Source organism: Massilia sp. Masssp93, from assembly GCF_059491295.1.
Genome location: NZ_CP168502.1, coordinates 1,632,251 through 1,645,190, shown reverse-complemented (window position 1 = coordinate 1,645,190; position 12,940 = coordinate 1,632,251). Strand labels below are relative to the sequence as shown.

Annotated in this window: 13 protein-coding genes and 1 tRNA gene; 8 read left to right on the top strand and 6 right to left on the bottom strand. The window is 64.6% G+C overall.

What is annotated here, in order from left to right; genetic code table 11:
- The first annotated feature begins 55 nt into the window (after positions 1-55).
- A complete protein-coding gene (locus ACEN9Q_RS07070) occupies positions 56-1,024 on the top strand; it encodes a sulfurtransferase (protein ID WP_495627817.1) in 969 nt (322 codons plus the stop codon).
- 144 nt (positions 1,025-1,168) lie between these two features.
- On the top strand, positions 1,169-1,966 hold the full coding sequence (locus ACEN9Q_RS07065; RefSeq protein ID WP_495627816.1) for a hypothetical protein: 798 nt from the start codon (positions 1,169-1,171) through the stop codon (positions 1,964-1,966).
- Positions 1,967-2,102: 136 nt separating this feature from the next.
- Here the strand turns inward: ACEN9Q_RS07065 and ACEN9Q_RS07060 are convergent.
- The 6 genes from ACEN9Q_RS07060 to cysS all read right to left on the bottom strand — a co-directional run bounded on the left by ACEN9Q_RS07060 (position 2,103) and on the right by cysS (position 8,229).
- A tRNA-Ser gene (locus ACEN9Q_RS07060) sits at positions 2,103-2,196 on the bottom strand.
- A 97-nt stretch (positions 2,197-2,293) separates the two neighbouring features.
- The gene (locus tag ACEN9Q_RS07055) at positions 2,294-3,541 is read right to left on the bottom strand and encodes an aspartate kinase (RefSeq protein ID WP_056435185.1); all 1,248 of its coding nucleotides are present in this window, start codon (positions 3,539-3,541) and stop codon (positions 2,294-2,296) included.
- A gap of 127 nt (positions 3,542-3,668) precedes the next feature.
- Complete coding sequence (tilS, locus tag ACEN9Q_RS07050; RefSeq protein ID WP_495627815.1) at positions 3,669-5,099, bottom strand: tRNA lysidine(34) synthetase TilS; 1,431 nt, start codon at positions 5,097-5,099, stop codon at positions 3,669-3,671.
- Positions 5,096-6,073 carry an acetyl-CoA carboxylase carboxyltransferase subunit alpha gene (locus ACEN9Q_RS07045; RefSeq protein WP_056435188.1) on the bottom strand — a complete coding sequence of 326 codons (978 nt, stop codon included), beginning with the start codon at positions 6,071-6,073 and terminating at the stop codon, positions 5,096-5,098. Before ACEN9Q_RS07045 ends, tilS begins: the two co-directional genes overlap by 4 nt.
- Before the next feature lie 61 nt (positions 6,074-6,134).
- Positions 6,135-6,803, bottom strand: a complete 669-nt coding sequence (locus ACEN9Q_RS07040; protein WP_495627814.1) for a DNA-3-methyladenine glycosylase family protein — start codon at positions 6,801-6,803, stop codon at positions 6,135-6,137.
- Between the two features lie 28 nt (positions 6,804-6,831).
- Positions 6,832-8,229 carry a cysteine--tRNA ligase gene (cysS, locus tag ACEN9Q_RS07035; protein ID WP_495627813.1) on the bottom strand — a complete coding sequence of 466 codons (1,398 nt, stop codon included), beginning with the start codon at positions 8,227-8,229 and terminating at the stop codon, positions 6,832-6,834.
- Between the two features lie 248 nt (positions 8,230-8,477).
- Between cysS and ACEN9Q_RS07030 the strand changes: the two genes are divergently transcribed.
- From ACEN9Q_RS07030 to ACEN9Q_RS07005, 6 genes are all read left to right on the top strand, one after another.
- On the top strand, positions 8,478-9,095 hold the full coding sequence (locus ACEN9Q_RS07030; protein WP_495627812.1) for a peptidylprolyl isomerase: 618 nt from the start codon (positions 8,478-8,480) through the stop codon (positions 9,093-9,095).
- 82 nt (positions 9,096-9,177) lie between these two features.
- Positions 9,178-9,672, top strand: coding sequence for a peptidylprolyl isomerase (locus tag ACEN9Q_RS07025; protein WP_056435200.1), 495 nt, complete (start codon positions 9,178-9,180; stop codon positions 9,670-9,672).
- A 54-nt stretch (positions 9,673-9,726) separates the two neighbouring features.
- Positions 9,727-10,518 carry a UDP-2,3-diacylglucosamine diphosphatase gene (locus ACEN9Q_RS07020; protein WP_495627811.1) on the top strand — a complete coding sequence of 264 codons (792 nt, stop codon included), beginning with the start codon at positions 9,727-9,729 and terminating at the stop codon, positions 10,516-10,518.
- A gap of 189 nt (positions 10,519-10,707) precedes the next feature.
- Positions 10,708-11,073 carry a GntR family transcriptional regulator gene (locus ACEN9Q_RS07015; RefSeq protein WP_495627810.1) on the top strand — a complete coding sequence of 122 codons (366 nt, stop codon included), beginning with the start codon at positions 10,708-10,710 and terminating at the stop codon, positions 11,071-11,073.
- Positions 11,070-11,939, top strand: a complete 870-nt coding sequence (locus ACEN9Q_RS07010; RefSeq protein WP_495627809.1) for an ABC transporter ATP-binding protein — start codon at positions 11,070-11,072, stop codon at positions 11,937-11,939. Before ACEN9Q_RS07015 ends, ACEN9Q_RS07010 begins: the two co-directional genes overlap by 4 nt.
- A complete protein-coding gene (locus tag ACEN9Q_RS07005; RefSeq protein WP_056435213.1) occupies positions 11,936-12,940 on the top strand; it encodes a hypothetical protein in 1,005 nt (334 codons plus the stop codon). The genes ACEN9Q_RS07010 and ACEN9Q_RS07005 overlap by 4 nt, the downstream gene beginning before the upstream one ends.

Genomic DNA, 12,940 nt, shown 5'->3' with positions numbered 1-12,940 from the left:
CGTGGGCCGGGTCCTGTACCATACGGGGCCCGGCCCTTTTTACGTCGTCTCTCCTTTGAACAGCACCCCTCCTTTCGGCTTCCGCTGCGACCTGCACCGCCCGCGGCAACTCGTCACGCCCGCCTGGGTGGCGGGGCTGGTCGACGGCGCCATCGTCGCCGCGGCTCCCGCCGGCGAATGGCGGCTGTTCGAAGCCGGATGCGGCGCTGGCGGGGCGTTCGCCGCCGGCCATATCCCCGGTGCCGGCTACCTCGACACGGCATGGTTCGAACACGGCCCGCTGTGGAACAAGGTGCCCGACGCCGAACTGGAACGGCTGCTGCTCGTCCATGGCATCCGCCACGACGTCACCGTCGTCCTGTACGGGCGCAACGTCCTCGCGGCCGCGCGCGTCGCGCACCTTCTGCTGTATGCCGGCGTCGCCGATGTCCGCCTGCTCGATGGCGGCCTGGCGGCGTGGCACCGGGCCGGACTGCGCATCGAACCGGGACAGCCGCGCCGCTGGCCGGCAGCGGACGATTTCGGCACGGCGTTGCCCGCGCGTCCCGACTACCTGGTCGACATGGTCCAGGTGCGCAGCCTGCTGGCGCGCGGCGACGCCACGCTGGTCAGCATCCGCACGTGGCACGAATTCGTCGGCAAGACGTCCGGCTACCACTACATCGACGCGCGCGGCGACATCCCCGGCGCCCTGTGGGGCCGCGCGGGCATCGAGGGCGACGTCAACAGCATGGCCGCGTTTCATCGGGCCGATGGCTGCATGAAGCCGGCGGCTGACATCCGCGCCATGTGGCGCAGCGCCGGGATCCATGCCGGCCGGCCGACGGTGTTTTATTGCGGCACCGGCTGGCGCGCGTCGCTGGCGTTCTTCTACGCCTGGCTGATGGATTGGGAACGTATCGCCGTGTACGACGGCGGCTGGTGCGAATGGAGCCGCGACGGCGCCAACCCGATCGTGTGCAGGGTCGATTGCGATGCCGGCGGCACGCTGCCGGACGACGCCGCGGAAGCCGCGCGAGCCTGAAAGACAATACCGAGTTATCGATACCAAAAACCCGTTGTCGGCACTGCGGGGTTGACATAGAATCGTCATTAGTTATCGATAACTAATTCACCCACAACCCACGACCCACGACCCACGATGATACTCAAACCAATTTGCTGCCGGATGCTCGCGATCGACGAAGGACGCCAACAGCTGTCCTTGATCGACACCGCCACCGACACCTTTCACTGGACACTCGACCTGTCCTCCTACCCGCTCGCGCGCGACCTGCAACGGCTCGACGCGCACCGCGTGCTGGTCGGCTACGACCGCGGCTTCTTCGAGCTGGACATCGAATCGGGCCGCGTGCTGGCAACCTGCGCGCGCTGGACGGACGTCACGGCCGTCCGCCGCCGGCCCGACGGCAGCACGCTCGTGACGGGCTGGAACCTGGACGGCACGGGCGGCGTCAACGTGCTGACGCTGGACCGCGACCTGCACCTCGCGGCCACCGCGCGCCGCGACGGCGATTACGTGCGCCTGATGCGGACGACGCCGGACGGCACCTGCCTGCTGTGCACCAACGACCACATCCTCGAGACGGCGGCGGACCTGGCGGAACGGCGCCGCTTCGCCGCGCCGGGCTTCGAGCACGCGTGGAAGGCCGAGCGGCTGGACGACGGCACGACGCTCGTGTCGGCGGGTTACGGGGCGTTCATGGTGTCGTTCGACCGGGCGGGCAACGTCGTGCATCGGTTCGGCGATGCGGCCCAGGTGCCGGCGGAAGTCGATCCGTTTTTCTATGCGAGCTTCGAGCAATTGCCGAATGGCCACCTGCTGGTCGCGAACTGGCAGGGCCATGGGCCTGACAACGGCCACAAGGGACGACAGCTGCTCGAGTTCGACGCCGGGCGCCAACTGATCGGCGCCTGGTCGGCGCCGCAGCGTATTTCGTCGCTGCAGGGCATTCTGGTCGTGTAGCGGCTCGTCAACGATGCTCGCCTGCGTTGCGGCCCTGCAGTTGCTGGGGGGCCGCAACGCCAGGCAACAAAAAACCCGCTGTCTCGATGAGAACAGCGGGTTTTTTGATGTTCCTGAATGTTCAGGAACGGTGTTCTGGCGGAGGCGGTGGGATTCGAACCCACGATACAGGTTTAAGCCCGTATGCTTCCTTAGCAGGGAAGTGCCTTCGGCCACTCGGCCACGCCTCCAGTCAGCTTCAACGTTTATGCGTCAGCGCTGAGTGCACGCATATTAATGGCCACACCTCGTTTGGTCAAGGAAGCACGGCCATTTTTTTGAAAAAAGTTAAGCTTGTTCCAGGTTAAAAGCCTTATGCAGCGCGCGGACGGCGAGCTCCATGTACTTCTCGTCGATCAGGACCGAAATCTTGATTTCCGACGTCGAGATCATCTGGATGTTGATGCCCTCTTCCGACAGCGTGCGGAACATCTGCGACGCGACGCCCACGTGGCTGCGCATGCCCACGCCCACGGCCGACACCTTCGAGACCTTGGCGTCGCCCAGGATCCGCGCGGCGCCGATTTCGGCCTGGATGCCTTCCAGCACGCCCATGGCGCGCTGGTAATCGTTGCGCGATACGGTGAAGGTGAAATCGGTTTTACCGTCGACCGACTGATTCTGTATGATCATGTCGACCTCGATGTTCGCTTCCGAGATCGGACCGAGGATGTGGTAGGCGACGCCCGGCTTGTCCGGCACGCCCAGGACGGTGATTTTGGCTTCATCGCGGTGGAAGGCGATGCCCGAGATGACGGCTTGTTCCATGTTGCTTTCTTCCTCAAACGAAATCAGGGTACCCGAGTTGGCTTCTTCTTCGAGCGACATCAGGGGGTCGGTCAGCGACGACAGCACGCGCGTCGGTACGCGGTAGTTGCCGGCAAATTCCACGGAGCGGGTCTGCAGGACTTTCGAGCCCAGCGACGCCAGTTCCAGCATTTCCTCGAACGTGATCTTGGACAGGCGGCGCGCTTCGCTCACGACGCGCGGGTCGGTCGTGTAGACGCCGTCGACGTCCGTGTAGATCAGGCATTCGTCGGCCTTCAGCGCGGCCGCGATCGCGACGGCGGAAGTGTCCGAACCGCCGCGGCCCAGCGTGGAGATGTTGCCATCCTCATCCATGCCCTGGAAACCGGTGATGATCACGATCCTGCCGGCGTCCAGGTCGGCGCGCACGCGGGTGTCGTCGATCGACTGGATGCGGGCCTTCGTGAAGGCCGAGTCGGTCTTGATGCCCACCTGCCAGCCCGTGTACGACACGGCATCCTTGCCGCGCGCCAGCAGGGCCATGGCCAGCAGGCCCACGGAAACCTGTTCGCCGGTCGATGCAATCATGTCCAGCTCGCGCGGGTCCGGCTGCGACATAATCTCTTTCGCCAGGCCGATCAGACGGTTGGTTTCACCGGACATTGCCGACGGGACGACGACGACTCTGTGGCCGGCGTCGTGCCATTTGGCGACACGGGCCGCGACGTTTTTAATGCGTTCCGTCGAACCCATCGACGTACCGCCGTATTTGTGGACTATTAAGGCCATGACTGAAGGGATTTCCGCTTGTAAAAAATCAAATGAGCCTTTTACTCTACATGCTGCGCCGCAGAATCACAAGCCGTCAGGACACGAAATCTATACCGAATAGGAATATGGTAATGCGGAAATAGCATTAGCCCGGGATGGCTGCCGTGGCGCTTTCCCAACGTAATGCGACACGCCCCGGCCCGTCCGACACGTGCCGGCAATCCATGCCGAGGCCCGCCGCGAACAACAGGTCGACGCCGGCGTTGACGATGGGCAGGCGCCCCCGCTCCCACGCCGGGATGCCGCTGGCCTGGTAGTGCATCTTGAGGCTGCGCGTGGGGCGGTTGTGCGCCAGCCGGAGCCGTTCGCCGCCCTTGCGGAAATCGATCTCGAGAGACTGCCCCCGCAGCCAGGCGGGATCGAACCCGCGCTCGGCCGCATCGAAATGCAGCGTGCCGCCGTAGTCCGGAAACGCGATCGCCGGCTCGCCGCGCCAGGTAAAGGGCTGAGCGTGCCTGTCGATGATGCCGGCGTCGTCCGGATCGCGCAAGCCGGCCAGTTCCGGCGGGTGGGGCACGAGGTGCAGGAGGTCGCGGTGGCGGCGCACCTGCACGTCGGGATGCTCGACGAGCAATTGCGCATCGTCGCGCGCGGACAGGATCTGCGCCACCATCTGCGCCAGCCACGCCGTCGATGGCATCGCCAGGCGGCGGGTCGCGAACCAGTGGCGCAGCAGGTTGTCGATGCGGTCGCGGCTGAGCAGGCGCGCGCGCGCGAGGTCGAGCGCATCGCCCGCCAGGCAGGCGGCGAGGTCCTGCCCGCCCAGTTCGTCCAGCAGGCGCTGGGCCGAGCGCGTATGGGCGCTGCTGCGCGCGACTCTTTGCTGATAACCGGGAAACGCGGCGGCGAGCGCCGGCATCACCTGGTGGCGCAGCGCGTTGCGGGCGTAGCGCGGATCGGTGTTGGATTCGTCCTCGACCCAGGCGACGCCCTGCTCGCGCGCACAGCGTTCGAGATCGGCGCGCGCGACGCCCAGCAGCGGCCGCGCCATCGCCAGGCGCTCGTCGCCCAGCAGGCCGGGGGCGCGGTTGGCGGGGTCCATGCCGGACAGCCCGGCCGGACCGGAACCGCGCAGCAATTGCAGGAGTACCGTCTCGACCTGGTCGTCGAGGTGGTGGGCCGTCAGCAGCACCTCGGCGCCGTGGACCCGGCACATCTCGCCCAGCGCCGCGTAACGCAGCTTGCGCGCGGCTGCCTCGATGCCGCTCTTCCCTTTCGCGACGACGACCGCGCGCCAGTCGAACGGGATGCCCAGCTCGGCAGCGGCGGCCGCGCAATGGTCGCGCCAGGCGTCGGCATTCGGGCTCAGGCCGTGGTGGACGTGCAAGGCGCATACGTCCAGTCCGTGCGCGTGTGCGAGGCGCAGCAGCACCATCGAGTCGAGGCCGCCGCTGAGGGCGACCGCGACGCGCGGCATGGCGGCGGGGAGATAATCTGCGCGCAGGGCCTCGATGGCCTGCGCGAACTGGGCGGCCGGACCGGACGCGGCGCCCGGCCCTTGCGTACGACGGCTCACTCTTCGCGCGGCGTCGTTTCCTTGAACTTGCCGTAGGACATCAGCTTGGCGTGACGGGCATCGAGCAGGTCGCGGGTCTTCATGCCCTGGAACTGGCGCAGCGTGTCGGCCAGCGCGCGCTTGAGCAGCTGGGCCATCTGCTGCGGGTCGCGGTGGGCGCCGCCCAGCGGCTCGTTGACGATCTTGTCGATCAGGCCCATCGCCTTGAGACGGTGCGCCGTCAGGCCCAGCGCATCGGCCGCTTCGGCCGCGCGTTCCGACGTCTTCCACAGGATCGACGCGCAGCCTTCCGGCGAGATCACGGAATAGGTCGCGTACTGCAGCATCAGCACGGCGTCGCCGACGGCGATCGCCAGCGCGCCGCCCGAGCCGCCTTCGCCGATGATCGTGGCGATCAGCGGCACTTTCAGCTCGGCCATCACGTACAGGTTGTGGCCGATGGCTTCCGACTGGCCGCGCTCTTCCGCTTCGAGGCCGGGGAACGCGCCCGGCGTGTCGACGAAGGTGAAGATCGGCAGGTTGAATTTCTCGGCCAGCTTCATCAGGCGCATCGCCTTGCGATAGCCTTCCGGCTTCGGCATGCCGAAGTTGCGCATCGCGCGCTCTTTCGTGTCGCGGCCCTTCTGGTGGCCGATCACCATGCACGACTGGCCGTTGAAGCGGGCCAGGCCGCCCACGATCGACTGGTCGTCGGCGAACGTACGGTCGCCGTGCAGTTCATGGAAGTCGGTGAAGATCGCGTTCACGTAGTCCATCGTGTACGGACGCTGCGGATGACGGGAGATCTGGGAAACCTGCCAGGGGGTCAGCTTGGCATAGATGTCTTTCGTCAGTTGCTGGCTCTTCTTGGCCAAGCGATCGATTTCTTCCGAGATGTCGACGGCGGAATCATCCTGCACGAAGCGCAGCTCTTCGATCTTGGAATCAAGCTCGGCAATCGGCTGCTCGAAACTGAGGAAAGTTGTTTTACTCATTGTACCTCCGGGTGTGTTCGTGGCCGCGGAAGATCATCCGCGCGGCGGCAAGGGCGTTATTCTATACCGGAACCGGATCCAGGCTACGCCACAAATACCATGTGGCAACTGTCCGCCAGGGTTCCCAGTTGGCCGCCACCTCGCGCGCATCGCTGCGCGAAACTGGCTCACCGGAAAAATAATTCTGGCTGATGCCCTGGATCAGGCCGGGATCGTCCAGGGGCAGGACGTTCGGTCTGAGCAGATTAAATATCAAAAACATCTCGGCTGTCCAGCGCGTGATGCCGCGGATCTGGACCAGCTCTGCGATCACGGCCTCGTCGTCCATCTGCGACCACTGGTCCGCGTGCACACGCTTCGCCTTGAAGTGGTCGGCCAGGTCGAGGATGTATTCCGTCTTGCGCTTCGACAGCCCGCAGCCGGCGATCTCTTCGGCACCGGCCTTGATGACCTGGGACGGCGTCATCTTCGGACACAGCGCGCGCAGCTTCGTCCAGGCGGCCTCGGCGGCCTTGACCGTCACCTGCTGGCCGACGATGGACCGGGCCAGCGTGGTGAACGGATCGGGGTGGCCGCGCAGGTGCATGTCGCCGAACTGGGGGATCAGCTTGTTCATGATGCGGTCCCGACGCATGAGCTCGGCCTTCGCCTCCGCCCAATAGGGTGGGACGGAAGGCTGAACGTCCGGCGGCGCCGGCGCGGCGCCCGCGAGTTCCTTGGAAAGTGCCATGCTCGTTATGTGTCCGGGCGCGCTGGCGTCAGGCGCGACGCCAATTGGTGCTGCCGTCCGGCTTGTCTTCGAGCACGACGCCGCCCGCCGTCAGCTCGGCGCGGATCGCATCGGCCTCGGCGAAGTTGCGTGCCTTCTTGGCCGCGGCGCGGCGCGCGATCGCGTCGACGATCGCGGCTTCGTCGAGACCGCCATCGCGCGGGCTACCGGCCTGCAGGAACGCTTGCGGGTTGCGTTCGAGCAGGCCCAGCACGCCGGCCAGCGCTTTCAGCTGGCGCGCGGCCGCGAGGGATTTGCTCTTGTTGACTTCCGACGCCAGGTCGAACAGCTCGGCCACCGCCAGCGGCGTGTTGAAATCGTCGTTCATCGCTTCGCGGAAGCGCAGCGCGTGCGGTTCGTTCCAGTCGACGCTCACCGCCGCGCCGCCGATATCCGCTTCCGCCAGCGCCGTGTACAGGCGCGTCAACGCGCCCTTCGCGTCGTCGATGTGGGCGTCCGAATAATTCAGCGGGCTGCGGTAGTGGGCGCGCAGGATGAAAAAGCGGATGACTTCCGGGTCGTATTGCTTGAGGACGTCGCGGATCGTAAAGAAATTGCCCAGCGACTTGGACATCTTCTCGTTATCGACGCGCACGAAGCCGTTATGGATCCAGTAATTGGCCATGGGCGCGCCGAACGCGCCCTCAGACTGGGCGATCTCGTTTTCGTGGTGCGGGAACTGGAGGTCGGCGCCGCCGCCGTGGATGTCGAAGTGTTCGCCCAGCATGGCGCACGACATGGCCGAGCATTCGATGTGCCAGCCCGGACGGCCCTTGCCCCATTTCGAATCCCATTTCGCCTCGTCCGGCTCGGATTCCTTGGCGGCCTTCCACAGCACGAAGTCGAGCGGATCGCGCTTGCCCGTGTTCACGTCCACGCGCTCGCCGGCACGCAGGTCGTCCAGCGACTTGCCGGACAGCTTGCCGTAGCCCGGGAAATTACGCACGGCATAGTTCACGTCGCCGTCGTCGCCCTGGTAGGCGAGTTCCTTCGTCTCCAGCCTGTCGATGATGGACAGCATCTGCGGCACGTACTCGGTCGCGCGCGGCGCGACGTCCGGCGGCAGGATGCCCAGTGCCGACGTATCCTCGTCCATCGCCTTGATGAAACGCGTCGTCAGCGCCGTCATGGTCTCGCCGTTCTCGACGGCGCGCTTGATGATCTTGTCGTCGATGTCCGTGATGTTGCGGACATATTTGACGTCGTAGCCCGATGCCTTGAGCCAGCGGTAGATGACGTCGAACGCCATCATCATCCGGGCGTGACCGACGTGGCAGTAATCGTAGACCGTCATCCCGCACACGTACATGTTGACCTTGCCGGGTTGGAGGGGAACGAAAACCTGCTTGTCACGCGCGAGCGTGTTGTAGATCTTGAGTTGGCTCATCGGATGTTTGCTAGAGGGTTGGAGCATGACGCTCGAAACGCTGCCGTGCGGCGATGCCGGGACGTGGCGGGCGCGTCGGGAGTGTCAGGACCGCGATTCGGGGAAACCTTGTTCTTTTTGATAGAATCCGCAGTCCGTCGCAAAGTATAGCATTGATAAAATCCCGACTGGCCGCATATGCCATAGGTTTATTTTTCTGCAAAACCCTTGACAGCACTTTGCTCTATATCCACCGAGAGGAAGCTACGATGCACGTCCTGAAATCGCCCGGCGCCCCGTTTGTCACCCGATTTGCCACCCGTTTCGCCGCCGGCCTGGCCGCGCTGGCCCTGTCCACGGCCGCGTTCGCCGCCGAGCCGCAAGTCGCGTTGAAAACATCGATGGGCGAGATCGTGCTGGAACTGAACCAGGAAAAAGCGCCCATCGCCGTGGCCAATTTCCTTAAATATGTGAAGTCCGGCTTCTACAAGGGCACCATTTTCCACCGCGTGATCGACGGCTTCATGATCCAGGGCGGCGGCATGGATGCCCAGTTCCACGGGCGCCGCACGAACAAACCGATCAAGAACGAGTCCAACAATGGCTTGTCGAACGAAAAGTATTCGGTCGCCATGGCGCGCGAATCGAATCCGGACTCCGCCACCTCGCAATTCTTCATCAACGTGGTCGACAATCCGGGCCTCGACTATCCGAACATGCAAGGGTCCGGCTATACCGTGTTCGGCAAGGTCGTGAAGGGCCAGGACGTCGTCGACAAGATCAAAAGCGTCGTCGTCGACGACATCCACGGCCTCGAGAACGTGCCCGTGACGCCCGTCACGATCCAGTCCGTGACCCTCCTCAAGGGCGATAAGCTAGTAAAATAACGAACTCGCAACTCCAACCGCGACAACCTGCTGTGCCTTGTGCCGGCCGTCGAGGCATCACCAACCATCACAGGACAAAAACATGACCACCTTACTCATGACCACCAACAAGGGCAACATCAAGGTCGAACTGGACGCCGAGAAGGCACCGAAGACCGTTGCCAACTTCCTGGACTACGTGAACAAGGGTCACTTCACCAACACCATCTTCCACCGCGTGATCAAGGACTTCATGATCCAGGGCGGCGGTTTCGAGCCGGGCATGAAGCAGAAGCCGACCGAGCAGACCGTCGAGAACGAAGCGAAGAACGGCCTCAAGAACGACAAGTACACGCTCGCCATGGCCCGCACGATGGCCCCGCACTCGGCCTCGGCCCAGTTCTTCATCAACACGAAGAACAACGATTTCCTGAACTACCCGGGCCAGGACGGCTGGGGCTATGCCGTGTTCGGCAAGGTCGTCGAAGGCCAGGACATCGTCGACCAGATCAACAACGTCAAGACCAGCCGCTCGGGCATGCACTCGGACGTGCCGAGCGAGGACGTCATCATCGAGAAAGTCGAAGTCGTTCAGTAACTCCAGACAGGCAGGTATGACGCGCGGGAACCGCCCGGTCGTCCTGGCAACAAGATGACCGCACCCGCGCGCACGCTCGCACTCTTCATTTCCGACCTGCACCTGCAGGCCTCCCACCCGCGTACGGCCGAGGCGTTCTTCCGCTTCCTGTCCGAACGCGCGGCACATGCCGAGCGGCTTTATTTGCTCGGCGACATCTTCGAGTACTGGGCCGGCGACGACGACCTCGACGATCCGTTCAACGCGCGCGTCGTCGCCGCGCTGCGCCGCGTGAGCGACGGCGGCACGGCCGTCTGCTGGCTCGCCGGCAACCGCGACTTCCTCGTCGGCGCCGGCTTCGCCGACGCGGCCGGCCTCACCCTGCTGCCCGAGCCGCACGTCGCGGCGATCGCGGGCCGCGGGGGCGCCCGCCGCAAGGTCGTGCTCGTACATGGCGACGCCCAGTGCACGGACGACGTCAAGTACATGGCGTTCCGCGCGCAGGTGCGCGACCCGGCATGGCAGCGCCAGTTCCTCGCCATGCCGCTGGCCCAGCGCAAGGCGATCATCGCCGGCCTGCGCGAAGGCAGCCGCGCCGCCCACGGCGACAAGTCGTACGAGATCATGGACGTCACCCCGGCCGCCATCGCCGCGCTGCATGCGGACAGCGGCGCCGATGTCATGATCCACGGCCATACGCACCGCCCTGCCCTGCACGATGCCGACGGCCGGCAGCGCTATGTGCTGCCCGACTGGGAGCTCGATGAGGCGCCCGTGCGCGGTGGCTGGATCGCGATCGACGAAGACGGACGCATCCTGCGTTGCGACCTCGACGGCCAGGCGATCCCGCCTGCTCCTGCTGTTTGACCGCCCGGTCCGGCTCGCGTTCCGGACCCGAATCCGACCCTCTCAATCCTGCTAGGTCGTCCCCGGCCATCCGCGTATTGACTCGCGTCGACTCGGTGTTATACTTCACTACAACACCACGACTCTACATCACCAACATGGAGGCAGGCATGACATGGACTGCACCACCACGACGAAAGGGGGCCGGCGATGACGATCGGCTGGAATGACAACTCGCCGATCTATCGGCAGTTGAAGGACAAGGTGATCGGTATGATGCTCGATGGCGCCCTGAAGGCGGGGGACCCGCTTCCTTCCGTGCGCCAGGTCGCGGCCGAATACCAGCTGAATCCGATCACGGTCTCGAAGGCTTACCAGGAACTGGTCGACGACAACTTAGTAGAAAAACGAAGGGGGATCGGCATGTATGTCACGGAAGGCGCGAGCGAAAAGCTGCTCGCAAGCGAAAGGGACCGCTTCCTGCGCGAGGAATGGCCGGCGATGCTGGAACGTATCCGCCGTCTCGGCCTCAACATCGAGCAATTGCTGCGTGAACCGAACGGAGGCGCGCAATGACCGCCGTCATCGAAGCCAAGAGCCTGACGAAGCGCTACGGCAAGCGCACGGCCGTGGACGGCATCGACTTCACGATCCCCGCCGGCCGCATCGTCGGCCTGATCGGCCCGAACGGCTCGGGCAAGACCACCACCTTGAAGGCCGCGCTGGGACTGATCCCGTTCGAAGGCCAGCTGTCCGTGCTGGGCCTCGATCCGCGCACCCAGCGCAACGAACTGATGCAGGACGTCTGCTTCATCGCCGACGTCGCGATCCTGCCGCGCTGGCTGCGCGTGAAGGACGCCATCGACTTCGTGGCCGGCGTGCACCCGCGCTTCAACCGCGAAAAGGCGGAACGCTATCTCGCGAACACGAAGCTGCTGCCGTCGATGAAGGTCAAGGAAATGTCCAAGGGCATGATCGTGCAACTGCACCTGGCCCTCGTGATGGCGATCGACGCGAAACTGCTCGTGCTCGACGAACCCACGCTGGGCCTGGACATCATCTACCGCAAGCAGTTCTACCAGAACCTGCTGGAAGACTATTTTGACGAGCACAAGACGATCGTCATCACGACACATCAGGTCGAGGAAGTCGAGCACATCCTGACCGACCTGATGTTCATCCGCGACGGCCGCATCGTGCTGGCCGCGTCGATGGAAGAGATCGGCGAGCGCTATGTCGAAGTGATGGTTCCGCAGGAAAAACTGAGCGCCGCCAACGCGCTGCAGCCGATCGACCGCCGCACCGTGTTCGGCAAGGCCGTGCTGCTGTTCGACGCCGGCCCCGGCGGCGCCTCGCGCCAGCAGCTGGCCGCCCTCGGCGAAACCCGCAATCCCTCCGTCGCCGACCTGTTCGTCGCGACCATGAAAGGAACCTACGCATGAATACGACTACCAGCGCGGACACCATGAAATGGCTGTTGCGGCGCGAGTTCTGGGAGCACAAGGGGTCGATGTTCTGGGCGCCACTGATCGTAGGGACATTGCTCGTGGTCCTGATCGGCGGCGGCATCAGCTACGGCATCATGACGCATCACTTGCCTGCGCACGTCACGATCAACGGCCAGCCGCTCGATCACGCGCGGCTGGCGGCACTCTTGCCCGACGAAACGGCAAACGTGGTCGCGCGCATGGCCACCGGCATGTACATGGGCGGCATGGCGCCGCTGTTGGTCGTCCTGACCGCGGTCGTATTCTTCTACTGCCTGGGCGCCTTGTACGATGAACGGCGCGACCGCAGCATCCTGTTCTGGAAATCGCTGCCCGTTTCCGATTCGATGACGGTACTGTCCAAGACCATCACCGCAGTGGTCGTCGCCCCCGCGATCACGATCGCGCTGGCCATCGTCGCGGCACTGATCCTGCTCCTCCTCACCTGCATAGAACTCAGCGCACAAGGCCTGAATCTGTTCGCGACAATGCTGGCGTCACCCAACTTGTATCTCGCGCCGCTGCGCCTTGTCGCCCTGCTGCCGGTGTACGTCGTGTGGGCGCTGCCGACCGTGGGCTGGCTGATGCTCGTGTCGAGCTGGGCGAAATCGAAGCCGTTCCTGTGGGCTGTCGGCGTGCCGGTGGTCGCGCTCGTCACGATCAAATGGATCAATGCGGCACTCGAGAACTTTTCCGGCCAGACGTTGCTGCTGGCGCATTATACGAGTGACGTGGTCGCACGCATCCTCGGCGGCATCGTGCCGGGTATCTGGTTCCAGTTCCAGGGCGGCCTGTCGGCGGCGATTCAGCCGACCAGGAACGGCATCGACATGAGCGGGCTCGTGCCCCAGTCGTACATGTCGCTGGCCGGCCTTGACGCCTGGATCGGCGTCGTGCTCGGGGTGGCGATGCTGTACGCCGCGATCCGCGTGCGCCGCTGGCGCGACGAAGGCTGA

Excerpts from the sequence above, each read along its gene's own strand:
- ACEN9Q_RS07065 (WP_495627816.1), top strand. The coding sequence starts at position 1,169 with ATGCTCGCGATCGACGAAGGACGCCAACAGCTGTCCTTGATCGACACC.
- ACEN9Q_RS07055 (WP_056435185.1), bottom strand. The coding sequence starts at position 3,541 with ATGGCCTTAATAGTCCACAAATACGGCGGTACGTCGATGGGTTCGACG.
- ACEN9Q_RS07045 (WP_056435188.1), bottom strand. The coding sequence starts at position 6,073 with ATGAGTAAAACAACTTTCCTCAGTTTCGAGCAGCCGATTGCCGAGCTT.
- ACEN9Q_RS07040 (WP_495627814.1), bottom strand. The coding sequence starts at position 6,803 with ATGGCACTTTCCAAGGAACTCGCGGGCGCCGCGCCGGCGCCGCCGGAC.
- cysS (WP_495627813.1), bottom strand. The coding sequence starts at position 8,229 with ATGAGCCAACTCAAGATCTACAACACGCTCGCGCGTGACAAGCAGGTT.
- ACEN9Q_RS07030 (WP_495627812.1), top strand. The coding sequence starts at position 8,478 with ATGCACGTCCTGAAATCGCCCGGCGCCCCGTTTGTCACCCGATTTGCC.
- ACEN9Q_RS07025 (WP_056435200.1), top strand. The coding sequence starts at position 9,178 with ATGACCACCTTACTCATGACCACCAACAAGGGCAACATCAAGGTCGAA.
- ACEN9Q_RS07020 (WP_495627811.1), top strand. The coding sequence starts at position 9,727 with ATGACCGCACCCGCGCGCACGCTCGCACTCTTCATTTCCGACCTGCAC.
- ACEN9Q_RS07015 (WP_495627810.1), top strand. The coding sequence starts at position 10,708 with ATGACGATCGGCTGGAATGACAACTCGCCGATCTATCGGCAGTTGAAG.
- ACEN9Q_RS07010 (WP_495627809.1), top strand. The coding sequence starts at position 11,070 with ATGACCGCCGTCATCGAAGCCAAGAGCCTGACGAAGCGCTACGGCAAG.
- ACEN9Q_RS07005 (WP_056435213.1), top strand. The coding sequence starts at position 11,936 with ATGAATACGACTACCAGCGCGGACACCATGAAATGGCTGTTGCGGCGC.